Source organism: Pectobacterium aroidearum, from assembly GCF_015689195.1.
In the GTDB taxonomy this organism is placed as follows: Bacteria; Pseudomonadota; Gammaproteobacteria; order Enterobacterales; family Enterobacteriaceae; genus Pectobacterium; species Pectobacterium aroidearum.
On record NZ_CP065044.1, the window covers coordinates 3,576,296 to 3,597,722 of the forward strand.

The 21,427-nt window shown below is 49.4% G+C and carries 16 protein-coding genes, 6 tRNA genes and 2 pseudogenes; 22 read left to right on the forward strand and 2 right to left on the reverse strand.

Features of this window, described 5'->3' with window-relative positions:
* The first annotated feature begins 36 nt into the window (after positions 1-36).
* The 12 genes and pseudogenes from asnB (at position 37) to I2D83_RS16045 (ending at position 6,932) form a co-directional block, all read left to right on the forward strand.
* Entirely contained in the window at positions 37-1,701 is a 1,665-nt protein-coding gene (gene asnB, locus I2D83_RS15990) for an asparagine synthase B (protein WP_180778362.1), read from the forward strand.
* Positions 1,702-1,920: 219 nt separating this feature from the next.
* Positions 1,921-1,997, forward strand: a tRNA-Met gene (locus I2D83_RS15995).
* Positions 1,998-2,005: 8 nt separating this feature from the next.
* A tRNA-Leu gene (locus tag I2D83_RS16000) sits at positions 2,006-2,090 on the forward strand.
* 54 nt (positions 2,091-2,144) lie between these two features.
* Positions 2,145-2,219: transfer RNA gene (locus tag I2D83_RS16005), tRNA-Gln, on the forward strand.
* Positions 2,220-2,255: 36 nt separating this feature from the next.
* Positions 2,256-2,330: transfer RNA gene (locus tag I2D83_RS16010), tRNA-Gln, on the forward strand.
* A 53-nt stretch (positions 2,331-2,383) separates the two neighbouring features.
* A tRNA-Met gene (locus tag I2D83_RS16015) sits at positions 2,384-2,460 on the forward strand.
* A gap of 6 nt (positions 2,461-2,466) precedes the next feature.
* Positions 2,467-2,541, forward strand: a tRNA-Gln gene (locus I2D83_RS16020).
* Positions 2,542-3,079: 538 nt separating this feature from the next.
* A pseudogene (locus I2D83_RS16025) lies at positions 3,080-3,265 on the forward strand (S24/S26 family peptidase); the annotation flags it as partial.
* 15 nt (positions 3,266-3,280) lie between these two features.
* Entirely contained in the window at positions 3,281-4,282 is a 1,002-nt protein-coding gene (locus tag I2D83_RS22415) for a coiled-coil domain-containing protein (protein ID WP_241007232.1), read from the forward strand.
* 78 nt (positions 4,283-4,360) lie between these two features.
* Positions 4,361-5,290, forward strand: coding sequence for a hypothetical protein (locus tag I2D83_RS16035; RefSeq protein ID WP_205946907.1), 930 nt, complete (start codon positions 4,361-4,363; stop codon positions 5,288-5,290).
* Positions 5,291-5,382: 92 nt separating this feature from the next.
* Positions 5,383-6,025 (forward strand): annotated as a pseudogene (locus I2D83_RS16040) (tyrosine-type recombinase/integrase).
* A 292-nt stretch (positions 6,026-6,317) separates the two neighbouring features.
* Complete coding sequence (locus tag I2D83_RS16045) at positions 6,318-6,932, forward strand: hypothetical protein (RefSeq protein ID WP_181848223.1); 615 nt, start codon at positions 6,318-6,320, stop codon at positions 6,930-6,932.
* Between the two features lie 22 nt (positions 6,933-6,954).
* Here I2D83_RS16045 and ubiF read toward each other — a convergent pair whose 3' ends face one another.
* Positions 6,955-8,121, reverse strand: coding sequence for a 3-demethoxyubiquinol 3-hydroxylase (gene ubiF, locus I2D83_RS16050; protein ID WP_205946908.1), 1,167 nt, complete (start codon positions 8,119-8,121; stop codon positions 6,955-6,957).
* A gap of 226 nt (positions 8,122-8,347) precedes the next feature.
* Between ubiF and miaB the strand changes: the two genes are divergently transcribed.
* The 9 genes from miaB (at position 8,348) to I2D83_RS16095 (ending at position 17,835) form a co-directional block, all read left to right on the forward strand.
* A complete protein-coding gene (gene miaB / locus I2D83_RS16055) occupies positions 8,348-9,772 on the forward strand; it encodes a tRNA (N6-isopentenyl adenosine(37)-C2)-methylthiotransferase MiaB (protein ID WP_015839477.1) in 1,425 nt (474 codons plus the stop codon).
* A gap of 289 nt (positions 9,773-10,061) precedes the next feature.
* The gene (locus I2D83_RS16060; protein ID WP_205946909.1) at positions 10,062-11,120 is read left to right on the forward strand and encodes a PhoH family protein; all 1,059 of its coding nucleotides are present in this window, start codon (positions 10,062-10,064) and stop codon (positions 11,118-11,120) included.
* Positions 11,117-11,596 (forward strand): rRNA maturation RNase YbeY, encoded by a 480-nt coding sequence (gene ybeY / locus I2D83_RS16065; RefSeq protein WP_015839476.1) that lies wholly within the window; start codon positions 11,117-11,119, stop codon positions 11,594-11,596. The genes I2D83_RS16060 and ybeY overlap by 4 nt, the downstream gene beginning before the upstream one ends.
* Before the next feature lie 128 nt (positions 11,597-11,724).
* Complete coding sequence (gene corC, locus I2D83_RS16070) at positions 11,725-12,603, forward strand: CNNM family magnesium/cobalt transport protein CorC (protein WP_015839475.1); 879 nt, start codon at positions 11,725-11,727, stop codon at positions 12,601-12,603.
* A gap of 7 nt (positions 12,604-12,610) precedes the next feature.
* Positions 12,611-14,140: an apolipoprotein N-acyltransferase gene (gene lnt, locus I2D83_RS16075; protein WP_180778359.1), complete on the forward strand. Its 1,530-nt coding sequence runs from the start codon at positions 12,611-12,613 to the stop codon at positions 14,138-14,140.
* 435 nt (positions 14,141-14,575) lie between these two features.
* Entirely contained in the window at positions 14,576-15,472 is an 897-nt protein-coding gene (locus I2D83_RS16080) for an amino acid ABC transporter substrate-binding protein (protein ID WP_015839473.1), read from the forward strand.
* Positions 15,473-15,691: 219 nt separating this feature from the next.
* Positions 15,692-16,432: an amino acid ABC transporter permease gene (locus I2D83_RS16085; protein ID WP_180778358.1), complete on the forward strand. Its 741-nt coding sequence runs from the start codon at positions 15,692-15,694 to the stop codon at positions 16,430-16,432.
* A 3-nt stretch (positions 16,433-16,435) separates the two neighbouring features.
* Entirely contained in the window at positions 16,436-17,110 is a 675-nt protein-coding gene (gene gltK, locus I2D83_RS16090; protein ID WP_180778357.1) for a glutamate/aspartate ABC transporter permease GltK, read from the forward strand.
* The gene (locus tag I2D83_RS16095; RefSeq protein WP_005976306.1) at positions 17,110-17,835 is read left to right on the forward strand and encodes an amino acid ABC transporter ATP-binding protein; all 726 of its coding nucleotides are present in this window, start codon (positions 17,110-17,112) and stop codon (positions 17,833-17,835) included. The genes gltK and I2D83_RS16095 overlap by 1 nt, the downstream gene beginning before the upstream one ends.
* Before the next feature lie 203 nt (positions 17,836-18,038).
* On the opposite strand, the gene I2D83_RS16100 is transcribed toward I2D83_RS16095, so the two are convergent.
* Positions 18,039-18,521, reverse strand: coding sequence for a zinc ribbon-containing protein (locus tag I2D83_RS16100; RefSeq protein ID WP_015839470.1), 483 nt, complete (start codon positions 18,519-18,521; stop codon positions 18,039-18,041).
* Positions 18,522-18,831: 310 nt separating this feature from the next.
* On the opposite strand from I2D83_RS16100, the gene leuS reads away from it, so the two are divergent.
* Positions 18,832-21,414, forward strand: a complete 2,583-nt coding sequence (leuS, locus tag I2D83_RS16105) for a leucine--tRNA ligase (RefSeq protein WP_205946910.1) — start codon at positions 18,832-18,834, stop codon at positions 21,412-21,414.
* Positions 21,415-21,427 lie beyond the last annotated feature (13 nt).

Genomic DNA, 21,427 nt, shown 5'->3' on the forward strand with positions numbered 1-21,427 from the left:
ACTGAGGTCGAATCTGTCATTTATTGGGAGTCATGTATGTGTTCTATTTTTGGTGTGCTTGATCTGAAAAGCGATCCTGTTGAACTGCGTAAGAAAGCACTGGAGCTATCCCGTTTAATGCGTCACCGCGGGCCAGACTGGTCCGGCGTTTATGCCAGCGACAAAGCGATTCTGGCTCATGAACGCTTGTCTATCGTTGACGTCAACACGGGCGCACAGCCGCTTTACAACGCCGAGCGCACCCACATTCTGGCCGTTAACGGTGAAATCTATAACCATCAGGCATTGCGCCAGCAATACGGTGACCGTTACGCGTTTCAGACTGGCTCCGACTGCGAAGTGATTCTCGCGCTGTATCAGGAGAAAGGTCCGGCATTCCTGGATGAGCTGCGCGGCATGTTCGCTTTTGCTCTGTATGACAGCGAAAAAGACGCCTACCTGATTGGCCGTGACCACCTTGGCATCATCCCGCTGTATATGGGCTACGATGAACACGGCAACCTCTATGTCGCTTCTGAAATGAAAGCGCTGGTACCAGTTTGCCGTACCATCAAAGAATTCCCGGCAGGCAGCTACCTGTGGAGTAAAGACGGCGAAATTCGTGAGTATTACCAGCGCGACTGGTTTGATTACGATGCCGTAAAAGACAACGAAACGGATAAAGAAGCACTGCGCGATGCGCTGGAAGAAGCGGTGAAAAGCCACCTGATGTCTGACGTGCCTTACGGCGTGTTGCTCTCTGGCGGCCTGGATTCTTCCGTTATCTCCGCAATCACCAAGAAATATGCCGCACGTCGCGTAGAAGATGATGAGCGCAGCGAAGCCTGGTGGCCTCAGTTGCACTCTTTCGCCGTCGGCCTGGAAGGTGCGCCAGACTTGAAAGCCGCGCAAGAAGTGGCTGACCACTTGGGTACTGTGCACCACGAAATTCACTTCACCGTGCAGGAAGGTCTGGATGCCATTCGTGATGTGATTTACCACATCGAAACCTATGACGTCACCACGATTCGCGCCTCAACACCGATGTACCTGATGTCGCGAAAAATCAAAGCGATGGGCATCAAGATGGTGCTGTCAGGTGAAGGTTCTGACGAAGTATTCGGCGGCTACCTCTATTTCCACAAAGCGCCAAACGCCAAAGAGCTGCATGAAGAAACCGTGCGTAAACTGCTGGCACTGCACCAGTATGACTGCGCCCGCGCGAACAAAGCGATGTCTGCCTGGGGCGTGGAAGCGCGCGTGCCGTTTCTGGACAAAAACTTCCTTGATGTCGCCATGCGCATCAACCCACGCGACAAAATGTGTGGCAACGGCAAGATGGAAAAACACATCCTGCGCGAGTGCTTTGAATCCTACCTGCCGCACAGCGTTGCATGGCGTCAGAAAGAGCAGTTCTCTGACGGCGTAGGCTACAGCTGGATTGATACGCTGAAAGAAGTGGCGGCTCAGCAGGTTACCGATCAGCAGTTGGAGACAGCGCGCTTCCGCTTCCCGTACAACACGCCGGGCTCCAAAGAAGCGTATCTGTACCGTGAAATCTTCGAAGAGCTGTTCCCAGTTCCAAGCGCCGCAGAATGCGTACCGGGTGGCCCGTCCGTCGCCTGTTCGTCTGCTAAAGCGATTGAGTGGGATGAATCTTTCAAAAAACTGGATGATCCATCAGGCCGCGCGGTTGGCGTACACCAGTCAGCCTACAAATAATTCGATTTAATTTTTTCAGTCAACGGGCCTTTCGTGGCCCGTTTTTGTACGCTTAATTGACTGGGAATACGTGCTTTTTGGCGTTTTTCTCACCATACTGTTCACAACCCAAACAAACGGTACATTGATGGCACTTTTCGGGAAAAAACTAGTTGACGCAATTAGGCCAACTACGCATAATGCGCCCCGCAACGCCGATGAAGGTGACGCGGAAAGGATGGCTACGTAGCTCAGCTGGTTAGAGCACAGCACTCATAATGCTGGGGTCACAGGTTCGATTCCCGTCGTAGCCACCATCTTTTTTGCGGGAGTGGCGAAATTGGTAGACGCACCAGATTTAGGTTCTGGCGCCGCAAGGTGTGCGAGTTCAAGTCTCGCCTCCCGCACCATTATCTTCTCGGTCTGACATCGCTTTTCGAAGCTTGTTAGTGTTTTGTAGTGATTGGGGTATCGCCAAGCGGTAAGGCACCGGTTTTTGATACCGGCATTCCCTGGTTCGAATCCAGGTACCCCAGCCATTTCAAAACATATGCTGAAAAAATTCGTTGTCCTGTTGGGGTATCGCCAAGCGGTAAGGCACTGGTTTTTGATACCAGCATTCCCTGGTTCGAATCCAGGTACCCCAGCCATCTACTTGATGTAGAAGATGTTGTTGAAGTAAAGTAACAATAGCAGTACATTTGGCTACGTAGCTCAGCTGGTTAGAGCACAGCACTCATAATGCTGGGGTCACAGGTTCGATTCCCGTCGTAGCCACCATATTATTGGGGTATCGCCAAGCGGTAAGGCACCGGATTCTGATTCCGGCATTCCGAGGTTCGAATCCTCGTACCCCAGCCAAATTAAGCTGGTAAAACAGCAAAGAAACAGGGCGACAGTCGAAAGACGTCGCCCTGTTTTGTTATGTCCTGTGACAAAAATTTTAACGCTCATCCTACGGTTATTCCCCCTTCTCTATTCTAAATACTAAGATCCCCCTTCAATAGGCGGAAGCAACACTCCATTCCTCTACTTGGCCCCAAGCATTTCTCTAAAGCTCATCAGAAAGCCATAGCGCCACGCAAGATAAATTCCTAAGTGCCAAGATGATGTTCTGCCACATCTCACGATACTAAGCCCCTGAGTGCGTTTCACGCCAAGTGAAGAATCCCTATATCCAATGTATGCCAAAATACCGCTTGGAAATGATTCGGGAGGACTCCCCGTTCTTGTCATGATCGTAGCTCACCTATACGCCTATTTTTCATACGAATACCAAAAGAATTGAAATTGTAATATTCAGAAACATAGGGCATCATTTGCAACCAAGCACGGTTTAAAGCACATGTTCTACGAAGCTGAAGTTCTGACTAACGTGATTGTTGTACCCGTTCAGCCTAAGTTTGATGAAGTGACAGACGGCAAGTGGCTGGTTGAGATTGAAGGTAAAACAAGCGTCCGCGATCTAACCCGTATCCCTGTAGGCAAAGTGCGCGTTAGCGGGGTTGGTATGGCGTTTGATTGCGGGATTGATGAGATTGGTGTGGTTTCAAAAATTAGTTGCATCACAAATAAATTAATATAGTAAAAAGGAATTTATATGTCTGATGATATTAACAATCCTGAAGATGATTATATTTTTAAAGCAAAAATAGAGCGATTAGTTAACGCCGGTATTTTAGGGAAGTTGCAAGGCATTAAAATATTAAGCCTTCATAAAGATGGCGATATTAAATCCGCAGAAAAAATGTTATTTGACCTTGAATTATCCTATTTGAGCAAGGAAAAAAAAAGCGAATTACAACAGCAACTTGATGAAATGAATGAGAGATTACAAAAAACACTTAATAAGTGTGCTTTTCTTGAAAGGAAGTCCGAGGCATTTTATAACGAATCAAAATCTCTTGAAGAGAAAAACGTCGCTTTATCTAACACAGTGAATACAATAACTGAACTGTATGAATCAACATCATTAGATAATAAATCTTTCAAAGAGAAAATCAGCTCTCTTGAAAAAGAAAATAACGAACTAAGGGAAAAAAACCAACAATCAAGAATAGATGAAAACATATCAGATTATGTTGAATCAGTAAAAAATAAACTTAATTCAGATGATAGTTTCTTTATAAGAATGTCACATATTTGGTCTGGTTGTGGCTCACTCTTTTGTGTTTGCGCAATAGTCGCTGCATTTTTTACTTTCAAAACAGGTGTTGATACCCTTTTAAAAAATGAAGATTTAAACTCAATAAGCCTATTCTATTTGTTTACACGTGGATTATTAGGAATCGGTTTGCTTTCATGGCTTTCCTACATATGCTTCAATAATTCAAGAAAATACACTCACGAATCAATTCGGCGAAAAGACCGCCAGCATGCGTTGATGTTTGGGCAAATTTTCTTACAGATTTTTGGCGGTACAGCTTCAAAAGAAGATGCAATACACGTATTTAAAGATTGGAATATGTCAGGTGACACCGCATTTTCCGGGAAAACAGAGCAGCCGCCATCAGTTCATGGATTATTAGCACAGATAAAAAATATGCTGCCAGAAAAATCTGGTAAGGCTAGTGATTCAACTAAAAAAGAAGATGATAATTAATAAAAGGGAAAAGGTTTATACCACTATTCAAGATAAGGTCAGATCACAAATCTAATATCATACTTATGGGATTTTTAAATGAACGCTAAAACTAACACAGCAAAACCGGAAGAAAAAGAACTTCAAGCTCAGCCAGAAAAAGAAAAGATATGCTTTGTGATTATGCCTATCGCCGATATACCTGGGTACGATTCAGGGCATTTTACAAGAGTTTATAATCACCTAATAAAACCAGCTTGTAAGGCTGCGGGTTTCAAAGCGATTAGGGCTGATGATGTTAGCAGCTCACATATGATTGTTGTGGATATTTTGCAGAAAATTATTGAATCAGACATTGCCATTTGTGATCTGAGTGGGCGAAATCCAAACGTTTTATACGAACTAGGCTTACGTCAAGCCTTTAATAAGAAAACAGTTCTAATTAAAGACAATAAAACCGAAAACATATTTGACGTACAAGGATTTCGTCACACCTTATACGATAATGCACTAAGAATAGACAACGTAAACAATGAAGTTACAAAAATATCAAACTCACTAACAGAGACATTTGAAGCCAAAGGAGACATCAACTCTATAGTGCAACTATTAGAAATTGAGCCGGCAGAAATAGGACGTAAAACAAAACTGAGTGATAGTGAAACACTTATATTTAGATCTATATCAGAATTATCAAAAAAAATAGACTCACTAGAAGTGAAAAACAACGGCATTGGACTTCCGGCTAGTTTTTATAAAAAGCATGGAATAAGTAAATATAATTTTGGATATAAGAAGAATGTAATTAGAGATAAATCTAGTGAATTCTCATTTCAAGATATCATATCTATGGGTGAAGACTTAGACGCTTATAAAGGTGGCATGTTTACTCTTTCAGATAATAGGTTAACTTTTATGGGAACTGATGATAATGGATCCTTTCTTTTTAGAGGTATTGACTACAACAACTTAATGATCTATGACACATCTAGTCCAGAATTAGATAATTTGATTTATGTTCCCCTTTAATCTCAAATTTTTATGTTTAGATATTTAAGTACAAACATTGAAACTGTATTTACATGCAGTAAAAATACAGCCCTCAGTTAACAGGGGGCTGTATGGCAGTTCGTAAACAAGCATCAGGAAAATGGATATGTGAGTGCTACCCGCACGGACGCGAAGGCAAGCGGGTACGTAAGCAGTTTGCCACCAAAGGGGAAGCTGTCGCCTTTGAGCGTTTCACGATGGAACAGGCAGAAAACAAGCCGTGGACGGCAGAGAAACGCGACACACGCAAACTGTCTGACCTGATCGACGTGTGGTATCGCGCCCACGGCATCACGATGAATATTGTTAAGCGGTGTTTGTCTACCGGTGCACGCTGGTCAGAAGCGGAAGAGTTAACCCGCTTTCAGCTTTCCCCCTACCGAGTGACGTTTACCAAAACCAAAGGCAAACGTAACCGTACCGATCAGCGAAACGCTGTATAATGCACTACCCAAAAATAACGGGCGGTTATTCAGCGGCTGCTATAACGCATTCAGGAAAGCAATGGAACGGGCTGATATTGTCTTACCTGCTGGGCAGTCTTCCCACGTTCTGCGCCACACGTTTGCCAGCCACTTTATGATGAACGGTGGCAACATTCTGGTACTGCAACGCATCCTCGGCCACACCGATATTAAGATGACGATGCGTTACGCCCACTTCAGCCCCAACCATCTGGAAGACGCACTACGACTGAATCCGCTGGCTTCCTGAATGGCGGCAAAAATGGCGGCATCGCAAATATTTAACACTGTATAAAATACATATAAAATTTATAACATATTGTATTTAATGTAATTAATTGATTTCATTAGGCCATGTTACGGATTCTGATTCCGGCATTCCGAGGTTCGAATCCTCGTACCCCAGCCAAATAAAGCTGGTAAAACAGCAAAGAAACAGGGCGACAGTCGAAAGACGTCGCCCTGTTTTGTTATGCGTGGTATTAACATAGTCTAGTGCTAACATATCCCAATCCACTATTCGATTTTCCCAAAGGGCGGGCATGAAGGTTTTATCGACATCCTCTGTTATTCATGATTTCAGCCGCGCTGTGGCGCCAAAGCAGAATGACGTTAGCCAATCACGGCGATCTGTCATACGTGCGCAGTTCAGCACACTGCTGCTCAGCATGGCGTTGCTGTTCTGCTTCATCACTCCGACTTATGCAGCCAACGTCTCTTCTTTCAAGATGTCATCGCAAACGTTCGCTGACCGGATGAATGCCAATCTGACGAAACTCAATATCCCTCTCAAGTTGACCATTAATCTGGAAAAGGGAACGTCCGTCGATGACTTTCAGCACATTTTTAACGAGCACGTCGGACTAATTGGGTCGGTAGAGAGTAAAGGCCAACAGCTTAATGGCCTCGTGATACTCAACGCCGCGTCAGAATCCGCCGATGTAACAAGACAGAATCTGCAAATCGTCACAGCCGCGTTTTCTGCAGTATTGGGTGAGAATAATATCGAAAGCCCCGAAGTGACGGAGATGATGTTCGGCCTGCTTCAGGATAGCCAGACCTCAGGTAAGGGCGTTCGACAGGTAGGAAATGCTCGCTTTACAGCAACAACTAATAAGGACACCGATATTATCTTCACCGCTGAGCCAGTGCTGTAGCGGTCGGCGCCCTCATTATCTATCAGACACCAATGGCATACTTCAATGCGCGCTGTTTTAACACGCCAGCGCGCTGTGCAACCATCAACGCCATATTGCGCGCAAAACTCAGCGGCGGTAACGCGTTACTGAACGCGTTATAGAAGAGATCCATCCCGCTTTGCATCATCAGGTTATCCGGCATACGGCGACACTGATAGCGGCGTAGCACACGCTCAGAGGCCCACGCCTCTCCTGCATTACGCGCATTGATTAGCACATCCAGCAGCGCCTCGACATCGCGATATCCCAGATTAACCCCCTGCCCTGCCAGCGGGTTGATGGTATGCGCCGCATCGCCCAGTAGCACCAAGCCGGGTTTGATATAGGTTTGCGCATGGCGCCTGACCAGCGGGAATGATCCGGCGGAGAGCGCTTTAACCGTGCCCAATCGCTCAGGAAAGGCGGCCGCAATTTCTTTATCCAACTGAGCAAGCGGCATCGCCTGAAGCTGGCGAATACGCTGCGGGCTGTCGTACCACACCAGCGATCCCCACTGGTCAAACAGCGGCAAAAACGCACGCGGGCCGCTCGGCGTAAACTGCTGCCAGGTCACATCCTGTTGGGGTTGCGAAGTTTCAACACCAATCAGCATACAAGACTGACGATACTGCCAGCCACTGATGCCAATCCCCGCCCACTGGCGAACCTGAGAGTTCGCGCCATCAGCGCCAATCACCAGCGAAGCCGTCAGTTGTTGCCCATCGGCAAGCTGTAAGCACCAGCCATCATTGATGCGTTGCAGGTTCTGCGGCGTAGCCGGGCAGTAACATTGGCAACGTTCTTCTTCCTGTAAACTTTCCCAGAGTGCCAATTGCAGCACGCGGTTTTCTACCATAAATCCCAGCTCAGGTAGATGAATGTCAGCAGCATCGAAAACGACTCTGGCATTCGCCCATTCCCAGGTTTCCAGCCGGCGGTAAGGGGCGCTGCGCATTTGCTGGACGCGTGGCCATGCGCCCAGTTCTTTCAGCAGCGCAACCGACGCGTAGCCAATCGCCGAGATCCGTAAATCTGGCGGGCTGGCAACATCAAACGGTGCTGGCATTTCCTGCTCAACTACCGCAACCTGAAACCCTTGCTGTGCCAACCCAAGCGCCGCGGCCGCGCCAACCATGCCACCGCCAACCACAATCGCATCGTAATGCATATTGGCCTATCCTCTCTGGTTCTGGTCTCTTCACACCAGTAAAAATGCATGAAAGTAGTGTACTGGATCTGCGAGTGATTTTTCAGAAAAGCCGCATTTTTATAGAAAGTAAGGGGTTATCAAATCAGCGCGGTTTCCGGCACTGGTCACAACGTCAGCGAACGATTACAATACCCGCCCCAAATGAGGGGAATCTTTCTTATCCGCACTGAGTAATGGCAAGTCGATGACAAAAAAACTGCTTATTAAAACCTGGGGCTGTCAGATGAATGAGTACGATTCATCAAAGATGGCTGATTTACTGGGAAGTACGCACGGCTATGAGCTGACTGAAATCGCTGAAGAAGCCGATGTCCTGCTGCTCAATACCTGTTCGATCCGTGAAAAGGCGCAGGAAAAGGTCTTCCATCAACTTGGCCGTTGGAAAGCGCTGAAAGATCTCAATCCGAATTTAATTATTGGTGTAGGTGGCTGCGTCGCCTCACAGGAAGGCGCTCATATTCGTGAACGTGCGCACTATGTTGACGTTATTTTTGGCCCACAAACCCTGCACCGTCTGCCGGAAATGATTAACCACGTTCAGGGCACACGCAGCCCTATCGTTGATATCAGTTTCCCTGAAATAGAAAAATTTGACCGTCTGCCAGAACCACGTGCCGAAGGGCCAACGGCATTCGTCTCCATCATGGAAGGTTGCAATAAATATTGCACATTCTGCGTGGTGCCTTATACCCGTGGGGAAGAAGTCAGCCGCCCGTGTGATGATGTATTGTTTGAAATCGCTCAACTGGCAGCGCAAGGCGTACGTGAAGTCAACCTACTGGGACAGAACGTTAACGCCTATCGCGGCGAAACTTATGACGGTGAAATTTGTTCTTTTGCCGAACTGCTGCGTCTGGTCGCCGCTATTGACGGGATCGATCGTATCCGTTTTACCACCAGCCATCCCATTGAATTCACAGACGACATTATCAGCGTCTATGAAGACACGCCCGAACTGGTCAGCTTCCTGCATTTACCGGTGCAAAGCGGTTCTGACCGTGTGCTGACGATGATGAAACGTCGCCATACCGCGCTGGAATACAAAGCAATTATCCGTAAGCTGCATAACGCGCGTCCGGGCATCCTGATCAGTTCTGACTTTATCGTCGGCTTCCCTGGCGAAACGCAGGCTGACTTTGAACAAACGATGAAGCTGATTGCCGATGTGAATTTCGATATGAGCTACAGCTTTGTCTATTCCGCCCGTCCGGGAACACCGGCTGCGGACATGGTCGATGACGTGCCGGAAGAAGAGAAAAAGCAGCGTTTGTACCTTCTGCAAGAGCGCATCACGCAGCAGGCAATGCGCTTCAGCCGCCTCATGTTGGGTACCGTCCAGCGTATTCTGGTGGAAGGTACCTCGCGTAAGAGCGTGATGGAGCTGTCTGGCCGTACGGAAAATAACCGCGTCGTCAACTTCGAAGGCACGCCGGATATGATCGGTAAATTCGTCGATGTGGAAATCGTTGATGTTTATACCAATTCCCTGCGTGGTATCGTCGTGCGCACCGAAGATCAAATGGATCTGCGCGTCCATGAGTCACCGTCTTCCGTGATTGCGCGTACCCGCAAAGAGAATGAAATCGGCGTTGGGTTCTACCAGCCGTAATCGACGTTCATTCATGTCTCCGCGTGATGATGGGTGGCAAAGCCACCCATTTTTTATGCTTTCTCGGCGGCACGGTTTTGCGACAAACCCGCTTCATCCTCTGTTTCAATTTCATGGTGCTTACATTTGCTTTTGCGAGGCGGCATCCCAATATCATTATTGTGACTTGCACCATCGGGCATTCACGATGAATAATTCATTCATATGGCGGACACATCAGGCCGTCTGACAACTGTTCATTTTGTGCAGGCAGAATAGCGCCAGCACAGTAACGCTCAAGAGGAATAATTTGAACGTAACGACAAAAGAAATTGCCCTTGAACCCGCAGATAACCAACGCCTGCTCAGCCTTTGCGGTCCATTTGATGACAATATTAAGCAGCTAGAGCGACGTTTAGGCATCGAGATCAATCGCCGGGATAACCAGTTTAAACTGGTCGGCAAAAACCTGCTGACACAAGCTGCCGCTGATATCCTGCAACGTCTGTATGTCGATACAGCCCCGGTACGTGGCGTCATCGGTGATATCGATCCTGAGCAAATTCACCTTGCGATTAAAGAATCCCGCGTGCTGGAGCAGTCTGCGGAGCACGTTCCTGACTATGGCAAAGTGGTCAATATCCGCACCAAACGCGGCGTAATCAAACCGCGCACGCCAAATCAGGCACAATATGTCGCCAATATCCTCGATCATGACATCACGTTTGGCGTTGGCCCGGCAGGAACGGGGAAAACCTACTTAGCCGTCGCTGCCGCCGTGGATGCATTGGAGCGTCAGGATATTCGCCGTATCCTGCTCACGCGCCCAGCGGTCGAAGCCGGTGAGAAGCTGGGATTCCTGCCTGGCGATCTGAGCCAGAAAGTCGATCCTTACCTGCGACCACTTTATGATGCCCTGTTTGAAATGCTGGGCTTTGAGCGCGTCGAGAAGCTCATCGAACGCAACGTCATTGAAGTCGCGCCGCTGGCTTACATGCGTGGTCGAACGCTGAACGATGCTTTCATCATTCTGGATGAAAGCCAGAACACGACCATCGAACAGATGAAAATGTTCCTGACGCGTATCGGGTTCAGCTCAAAAGCCGTCATCACCGGTGACGTCACGCAGATCGACCTGCCGAAAAATCTGAAATCCGGCTTACGTCACGCCATTGAAGTGCTGGCTGATGTGGAAGAAATTAGCTTTAACTTTTTCCATAGCGAAGACGTGGTGCGCCACCCAGTGGTCGCGCGGATTGTGAATGCCTATGAAGCGTGGGAAAATGCCGAGCAGAAACGTAAAGACGCCTTGGCAGAACAGCGTAAGCGTGAAGCACAGGCTGCGGCATCAGATCAGGAGCAAAAATGAGTCAGGTGATTCTCGATTTACAAATCGCCAGCGAGCAAGCACAGGGGTTACCGGAAGAGAAAGACTTTCAGCGCTGGCTGGAAGGCGTTCTGCCACAGTTTCAGGAAGTCTCTGAAGTCACCATCCGTATCGTGGATGAGGCCGAAAGCCGCGACCTGAATAACACCTACCGCGGGAAAGACAAGCCGACCAACGTGCTGTCGTTTCCTTTTGAGGCTCCGCCTGAGGTCGAACTTCCTCTGCTTGGCGATTTAATCATCTGCCGTCAGGTTGTCGAACAAGAAGCCGCAGAGCAGGAAAAAACTGTAGAAGAGCACTGGGCGCACATGGTTGTCCATGGTAGCCTGCATCTGCTAGGGTATGACCATATCGAAGACAGCGAAGCCGAAGAAATGGAAGCGCTGGAAACCGAGATTATGCAAAGTATGGGTTATGCCGATCCTTACCTTGCAGAAAAAGATGGCCTCACCGAATAAATAGAAATACATTTTATCTAGCCCGAGATCGGGAAGATGTCGGGTACTTATCTGCTACACATCAGCCACTGTGCCGTTTCCAGTTGCTGGCAATAATCCCTTAACAAGAGTGATGTTAATTAAAACGCATGAGCGACGACCATTCTCAAAACAGCGATGCACCCAGTCCCAAAAAGGGCTTCTTTTCTCTTATTCTTAATCAGCTTTTTCACGGCGAGCCAAAAGATCGTAACGGTTTACTCACTCTGATTCGTGATTCCGAACAGAATGACCTGATCGATCCTGAAACACGAGATATGCTCGAAGGCGTCATGGATATCGCCGACCAGCGTGTACGCGACATCATGATCCCTCGCTCGCAGATGATTACGCTCAAGCGCGATCAAACGCTGGAAGAGTGTCTGGACGTGATTATCGAATCCGCCCACTCCCGTTTCCCCGTTATTAGCGAAGATAAAGACCACATTGAAGGCATCCTGATGGCTAAGGATTTGCTGCCGTTTATGCGCAGCGATTCCGAACCCTTCAGTATGGATAAAGTCCTGCGTTCCGCTGTTGTTGTGCCGGAAAGTAAACGCGTTGATCGGATGCTGAATGAGTTCCGCTCGCTGCGTTATCACATGGCGATTGTCATCGATGAATTTGGCGGCGTATCCGGCCTGGTCACGATTGAAGATATTCTTGAGCTGATTGTCGGCGAAATTGAAGATGAATACGACGATGAAGAAGACAGAGATATTCGTCAGCTCAATCGCCAGACTTACACCGTCCGTGCGTTAACCGATATTGAAGATTTCAATGAGGCTTTCGGTACACGGTTCAGCGATGACGAAGTCGATACGATTGGCGGCTTGGTGATGCAGTCCTTTGGACACCTTCCTGCCCGAGGCGAAACCATCGACATAGAAGGTTACCTGTTTAAGGTTGCGATGGCGGACAGTCGCCGTATTATTCAGGTTCATGTCAGAATCCCTGACGATGCCCCTCAACCAAAATTGGAAGAATAATTTGGCAATGGTTGTCGCTTCTTTTCTACAACGCCAGCAGGTCAGAGCCCTGCTGGCGCTCTTATTTGGTGCCTGTGGCACGCTGGCATTTTCTCCCTTTGACTTCTGGCCCGCGGCGATTATCTCGCTCATGGGCCTACAGGCGCTGACACTAAACCGTACTAGCCGCCAGTCAGCCTGGATAGGCTTTTGCTGGGGGTTCGGCCTATTTGGCAGCGGCATTAACTGGGTTTACGTCAGTATCGCGCAATTTGGTGGGATGCCGGGTCCTGTAAACATTGCACTGGTCATTCTGCTCGCGGCCTATTTATCGCTCTATCCGCTACTGTTTGCTGCCCTGCTCTCACGCCTCAGTCCGAAGACAACGCTGTGGCGTCTGGCACTGGCCGCCCCCGTGCTGTGGCAGTTAACCGAATTTTTACGCGGCTGGGTGCTGACGGGCTTTCCGTGGCTACAATTCGGCTACAGTCAGATTGACGGCCCGCTAAAAGGTATTGCGCCCATTCTGGGCATCGACACCATCACCTTCCTGTTGATGAGTCTCAGCGGGCTACTCGTTTATGCCATCACTCAACGCAAAGTCGTTCCGGCGGCCATTGCTATCGCTGTTTTCGTTTTATCATGGCCGCTGCGCAACGTGCAGTGGTATACCCTGCAACCTGAACGCGCCGTCAATGTCGCACTGGTACAGGGCAATATCCCGCAGGCCATGAAATGGGAACAAGATGAGCTATTGAACACGCTGAAGATCTATCTGGATAACAGCCTGCCTTATATGGACAAGGCACCTATCGTGATCTGGCCGGAAACGGCGATTCCTGATATTGAAAGTCGTCAGGGCGCTTATCTGAAACAGGTTGACGATATCTTGCGTAGCCGCAATAGCAGCCTGATTACAGGTATCGTCGATATCCGGCGTGAGGGTAACAAAACCGATTTTTATAACTCGGTTATCGTGTTGGGCGACAAAGATCCGTACCACTACCCTACAACGAACCGTTACAACAAAAACCATCTGGTGCCTTTTGGCGAGTTTGTCCCGTTGGAAACGCTGTTACGCCCGCTGGCGCCGTTCTTCGATCTTCCTATGTCATCGTTCAGCCGGGGAGACTACGTCCAGCCTCAGCTCTCGGTTCATGGCTTCAAGCTTAATGCCGCCATTTGTTATGAGATTATCTTAGGCCAACAGTTACGGGATAACTTCCGGCCAGACACCGATATGTTGCTGACTATCTCGAACGATGCCTGGTTCGGTCATTCAATTGGGCCGTGGCAGCATTTCCAGATGGCACGCATGCGCGCGCTGGAATTAGGTCGTCCTCTGGTTCGGAGTACCAATAACGGCGTCACCGCGGTGATTACACCTGATGGCAATGTCAGCGCCAGCCTGCCGCAGTTTACGCGTGCGGTGCTGAGCACGCAGGTTGTGCCCGCTACCGGAATCACACCTTATGCACGTTTCGGTTCCTGGCCGCTCTGGATCATCACGTTATTCGGCGGCATCGTTACCGTTCTCTTCGGTTTGCGTCGCCGATAACCTCCCTCTTTCCACTTCCCTAAGGGCATGCTTTTGCATGCCTTTTTTTATTTATGGCACGGTATTTGCCTGTTATTACCCTGTAAAGGATTGTTTCTGTATTTTTTTGGATATTGCGTCGGCTTAGAGCGCTCTGCTGGGGCAAGTAACGCACCAAATTGGTGCCGCACCATGATATTGCTGCTATTTGGTGCGGCGGATATCGCAAAAAACAAACATTTCCATTTCAATCTATTTACAATCAGCTACTTTTTAACTGTATAGACAGTAACTTCGCGCTTTAACGGTGCAGCGGTATCACTGATAAGTCGCAAAGCGTTATGTATGAGTGATGCAGCGATACACGTTAACTTGAAAATGACGAGCATATTAACCATACGGTTATTCATGACAGCGCTATAACTATTGCAGCAACGACAGCAAAGGAGTTAGAACATGCAAATGCGTAAACTGGCATTATCACTGCTTCTGCTTGGCACCGCCGCCAGCGTAGCTCAGGCTGAAGATCTGGCCGGTACATTGAAAAAGGTCAAAGATAATGGCGTGATCGTCATTGGACACCGCGAATCGTCCGTGCCTTTTTCTTACTATGACAACACGCAAAAAGTGGTCGGCTACTCTCAAGCCTACTCTGACAAAATTGTCGAAGCGGTTAAGAAAAAACTGGATGCGCCTAACCTGCAGGTCAAGCTACTCCCTATCACCTCTCAGAACCGTATCCCTCTGTTACAGAATGGTACATTCGATTTTGAGTGTGGTTCAACGACCAACAACCTGGAACGCCAGAAACAAGCCGCGTTCTCTAACACCATTTTCGTGGTCGGTACGCGTCTGTTAACCAAAAAAGACTCCGGCGTAAAAGACTTCCCAGATCTGGCGGGTAAAACCGTCGTAGTGACTTCCGGTACCACCTCTGAAGTTCTGCTGAATAAGCTGAATGAAGAAAAACAGATGAAGATGCGCATCATCAGTGCGAAAGACCACGGCGACTCCTTCCGTACGCTGGAAAGCGGCCGTGCTGTGGCCTTTATGATGGATGATGCTCTGCTGGCTGGCGAACGTGCGAAAGCGAAAAGTGCCGATCAGTGGGATATCGTCGGCAAAGCACAGTCTGAAGAAGCCTACGGCTGTATGCTGCGTAAAGACGACCCGCAATTCAAGAAACTGGTTGATGACACCATCGCTGAAGTTCAGACCTCCGGTGAAGCTGAGAAATGGTTCGATCGCTGGTTTAAACAACCTATTCCGCCAAAAGATCTTAACCTGAACTTTGCACTGTCAGACGAAATGAAGGCCTTGTTCAAAGCGCCAAATGACAAAGCGCTCAACTAATTAATAATGAGAATAAGGGCAGAGTCATCTGCCCTCTGATTGCTGATTCGTGGCAGGACAGACAGGCATGTGATGGTCGTTCCCCATCACATGTTGCCCCGAGAAATTTCGATAAACAGGAAAACAAACAATACGCCTGTAGTTTGAAACAGAACGGGAATATGGCCGCTCATCAATCTTCAGGGTAGCTTCGCTACCCTTTTTTTACCGGAGTTCGTTATGTCAATAGATTGGAACTGGGGCATATTTCTACAAGCCGCCCCTTTCGGCAACACAACCTACCTCGGGTGGATTTTGTCCGGTCTGCAAGTTACCGTCACATTGTCTATCTGTGCCTGGATTATCGCCTTTCTCGTTGGTTCTTTATTTGGAATCTTGCGTACCGTCCCGAACCGCTTTGTTGCGGGCATTGGTACCTGCTACGTCGAGCTATTTCGCAACGTCCCACTGATTGTCCAGTTCTTTACCTGGTATTTGGTGGTGCCCGAACTGCTTCCTGCCAGCATCGGCATGTGGTTTAAAGCCGAGCTAGACCCGAATATTCAGTTCTTCCTGTCATCAATGATTTGTCTGGGACTCTTCACCGCAGCGCGCGTTTGTGAGCAGGTGCGTGCGGGGATTCAATCGCTACCGCGCGGGCAGAAAGCTGCCGGATTGGCAATGGGCCTGACGCTGCCACAAACTTACCGCTATGTGTTGCTGCCCAATGCGTACCGCGTCATTGTTCCGCCATTGACGTCAGAGATGTTAAACCTGGTCAAAAACTCGGCCATCGCGTCCACGATTGGTCTGGTTGATATGGCGGCACAGGCAGGGAAACTGCTGGATTATTCCGCCCACGCGTATGAATCCTTTACCGCCATCACGCTGGCGTACGTTGGCATCAATGCCATCATTATGTTGATTATGCAGGTCGTTGAGCGAAAAACCCGTTTGCCGGGCAATATGGGGAGCAAATAAATCATGTATGAATTTGACTGGAGCTCAATTGGGCCAAGCATGCCGTACCTGATTCAGGGGATGGTTGTTACACTCAAGATTACGCTGACGGCGGTAGTATTCGGGATTGTGTGGGGCACGATTCTGGCGGTAATGCGCCTGTCGCCGATAAAACCTATCAGTTGGTTCGCCAAACTGTATGTGAACCTGTTCCGCTCCGTTCCACTTGTCATGGTGCTGCTGTGGTTCTATCTGGTGGTTCCTAGCTTATTACAAAATGTGCTTGGGCTATCGCCGAAAACCGATATTCGCCTGATTTCAGCTATGGTAGCCTTCTCGCTGTTCGAGGCAGCCTATTATTCTGAAATTATTCGTGCGGGTATCCTCAGCATATCGCGCGGTCAATCCTCCGCGGCACTGGCATTAGGCATGACGCAGTGGCAATCCATGAAGCTGGTTATTCTGCCGCAGGCATTCCGCGCCATGGTGCCATTGTTGCTGACGCAAGGGATTGTCCTGTTCCAGGATACCTCACTGGTTTACGTGCTCAGCCTCGCTGATTTCTTCCGTACCGCCTCAACCATCGGCGAGCGTGACGGAACACAAGTTGAAATGATCCTGTTTGCCGGGTTCATTTATTTTATCTTCAGCATTTCAGCCTCAATGCTGGTCAGTTACCTGAAAAAAAGGACGGTTTGATGATTTCCCTGAAAAATGTTTCTAAATGGTATGGCCAATTTCAGGTGCTAGCCGACTGCTCCACAGAAGTAAAAAAAGGTGAAGTCGTAGTCGTCTGTGGGCCTTCTGGCTCCGGCAAATCAACCCTGATTAAAACCGTAAATGGCCTGGAACCGATCCAAAAAGGTGAAATTACCGTCAACGGGACTGCCGTTAACGATAAAAAAACCAATCTGGCCCAGCTACGTTCCAAAGTCGGGATGGTGTTCCAACACTTTGAACTGTTCCCGCATCTGTCGATTATTGAGAACCTGACGCTCGCGCAGGTAAAAGTGCTAAAGCGCAAGCGTGAAGACGCCAAAGCGAAGGCGCAGAAACTGTTGGAGCGCGTTGGTCTGGCTGCACACGCCAACAAGTATCCGGGTCAGCTTTCCGGTGGTCAGCAACAGCGTGTCGCTATCGCCCGTGCGCTGTGTATGGATCCTATCGCGATGTTATTTGATGAACCGACATCTGCACTCGATCCAGAGATGATCAATGAAGTGCTGGACGTCATGGTTGAATTGGCGCAGGAAGGCATGACCATGATGGTCGTCACCCATGAAATGGGCTTTGCTCGTAAGGTGGCGCACCGCGTGATCTTTATGGATGAGGGAAAAATCGTTGAAGACACCCGCAAGGATGATTTCTTCAATAACCCACAGTCCGAGCGCGCGAAAGACTTCCTGGCGAAAATCCTGCATTAATACGCAAACAAAGCGTGCCGCAAGGCACGCTTTATCAGACTGTTGACAAACTTATTTTCTGAACGAGAACGGCAGTAACGGAATAGAAGAGTAAAGCGTTTGCGCCAGGGATGGCGCAATCCGAGCGTACAGGGATGTATTTACAGCGTCTTTACGATCTATCCGTTACTACCGCTCAACAGACTTTATCTCTTTAGGCAGCCCTACGGCTGAAATGGCTGGCGATGGAACAGGTCATGCGAGCATTTCGGGCACAGTGGCAAGACCTCCGGCGTGTAGAAGGCTATATGGTGATGGCAGTTCTCACACACCAGATTGCCTAGCCCCACCACTTCACCACTGTGATATACCCCGTGATGATTCACATCTTTAAAAATCTCACGCCACTCCAACTGCGTTTTATCCGTAATATCCGCAAGTTCCTGCCACAGGCTTTCCTTGATGACTCGCATAAAAACGCTGTCAGTGAACTCATCCTGGCTTTCGCTATAGCTACGGCCAAACTCTTCCAAATCGCGCTGAACAGCCTGAATCACCTGTTCTATTTCTTTCTGCGTCAGCTCCGAGCCTTCCTGCAAGGTTTTGCGGGCGCTCTGCACCAGACTATCAAGATCGCGTTCACCGTTGTTCAGCCGGGCTGTAACTGAAGCCATTAACTCGCGGTAATAGCGGGCTAGTTTATTCATGCTTCCTCCTGAATAAGCGGGTTGAAGGGCGATAAAGCACGACTATTCGCCGTCTGGCACACCAGATAAAGAACCGATATGTTGCCTATCTCTCTCTATTTTAGATTATTTTTTCCGCACACCTGAGGAAATTGTCACCAATTTGCGTAATTCCTCGCAGTATGCTGCTCATAAATCATAAATATTCCTCAGTCGGGCGCTGGGTGTTGTTGCACGCGCCGCTTACGGCTATGCTATGCGGATCTTTTGTTATGAATCAGAACAGGCTACTCACGTAGCGATTCTTCACTAAACAGGACCCCTGGCAGCCATGCAAGAGCAATACCGCCCAGAAGAGATAGAAGCGGACGTCCAGCTTCACTGGCAAGAGAAGCAGACATTTAAAGTCACCGAACAGCCCGGCAAGGAAAAATACTATTGCCTTTCCATGCTGCCTTACCCTTCTGGCCGACTACATATGGGCCACGTCCGTAACTACACCATTGGCGACGTGATCTCCCGCTATCAGCGCATGCTGGGTAAAAACGTTCTACAACCGATTGGTTGGGATGCTTTTGGTCTGCCGGCCGAAGGCGCTGCGGTCAAGAACAACACCGCGCCAGCGCCCTGGACCTACGCCAACATCGACTACATGAAAAACCAGCTCAAACTGCTGGGCTTTGGCTATGACTGGGATCGCGAAGTCGCGACCTGTAAACCCGACTACTACCGTTGGGAACAGTGGTTCTTCACCAAACTGTACGAGAAAGGTCTGGTTTATAAAAAAACCTCCGCCGTTAACTGGTGCCCGAACGACCAAACTGTACTGGCGAACGAACAGGTTATCGATGGCTGCTGCTGGCGCTGCGACACCAAAGTTGAACGCAAAGAGATTCCGCAGTGGTTTATCAAAATCACCGCTTATGCAGACCAATTGCTAAACGATCTGGATACGCTGGAAAGCTGGCCTGAGCAGGTCAAAACCATGCAGCGTAACTGGATTGGCCGCTCCGAAGGTGTGGAAATCACCTTTGACGTGGCGGACAGCGCCGAGAAACTGACCGTTTACACCACGCGCCCGGATACGTTCATGGGCGTGACCTACGTGGCCGTTGCCGCAGGTCACCCTCTCGCCGCACAAGCTGCCGCAGCGAACCCGGCGCTGACCGATTTCATTGCAGAATGCCGTAATACCAAAGTTGCCGAAGCCGATATGGCGACAATGGAGAAAAAAGGCATGGCCACCGGCCTGTATGCGATTCACCCGTTGAACGGCGAGAAAGTCGCTATCTGGGTCGCCAACTTCGTCCTGATGGAATACGGTACAGGTGCTGTGATGGCCGTTCCGGGTCACGACCAGCGCGACTGGGAATTCGCCACCAAATATGACTTGTCCATTAAGCCAGTCATCCTGAACGCCGATGGCAGCGAGCCCGACCTGTCTGCTGAAGCCATGACGGAAAAAGGCAACCTGTTCAATTCCGGTGAATTTGACGGCCTGGATTTCGATGCAGCCTTTAACGCCATTGCCGATAAGCTGGTAGAGAAAGGCATTGGCGAACGTAAAGTCAACTATCGCCTGCGCGACTGGGGTGTATCTCGTCAGCGCTACTGGGGCGCGCCAATTCCAATGGTGACACTGGAAGACGGCACCGTTATCCCGACGCCAGAAGATCAGTTGCCAGTGATCCTGCCGGAAGATGTCGTGATGGACGGCATCACCAGCCCGCTGAAATCTAACCCAGAATGGGCGAAGACCACCGTTAACGGTCAGCCTGCGCTGCGTGAAACCGACACGTTCGATACCTTTATGGAATCCTCCTGGTACTACGCGCGCTATACTTGCCCGCAGTACGATCAGGGAATGCTGGATCCGGCTGCCGCCAACTACTGGCTGCCCGTTGACCAATACGTTGGCGGTATCGAACACGCCATCATGCACCTGATGTATTTCCGCTTCTTCCACAAACTGATGCGCGACGCGGGTCTGGTTACTTCTGACGAACCTGCCAAACGTCTGCTGTGTCAGGGCATGGTGCTGGCCGATGCCTTCTACTATCTGGGCAACAACGGCGAGCGCGTCTGGGTTTCTCCTATCGACGTTAACGTTGAGCGTGATGAGAAAGGACGCATCGTCAAAGCCGTCGATAACGAAGGTCGCGACGTGATCTACGCCGGCATGAGCAAAATGTCGAAGTCGAAGAACAACGGCATCGACCCGCAGGTCATGGTAGAGAAATACGGTGCAGATACCGTTCGTCTGTTCATGATGTTTGCTTCTCCGGCAGAAATGACGCTGGAATGGCAGGAATCCGGCGTAGAAGGCGCGAACCGCTTCCTGAAACGCGTCTGGAGACAAGCCTTTGAGCACACCGAGAAAGGCGCAACAACGGCGTTGGATGTCGCTACGCTGACGGAAGATCAGAAATCACTGCGCCGCGACCTGCACAAAACGATCGCGAAAGTGACCGATGATATCGGCCGCCGCCAGACCTTCAACACTGCGATCGCCGCCATCATGGAACTGATGAACAAACTGGCTAAAGCGCCGCAGGACAGCGATCAGGATCGCGCACTGACGCAGGAAACGCTGTTGGCCGTTGTTCGTATGCTCTATCCGTTCACGCCACATGTCTGCTTCACGCTGTGGCAGGCGCTGCAAGGCGAAGGCGACATCGATACGGCGCCGTGGCCGGTTGCCGATGAGAGCGCAATGGTTGAAGATTCCAAGCTGGTTGTTGTGCAGGTGAACGGTAAAGTACGTGGTAAAATTACCGTTGCCGCTGACGCAAGCGAAGAACAGGTTCGCGAACGCGCTGCTCAGGAACCGCTGGTCGCGAAATATCTGGACGGCGTCACGGTTCGTAAAGTGATTTATGTCCCTGGCAAACTGCTTAACCTGGTTGTGGGTTAAGGCAAGGAGGAAC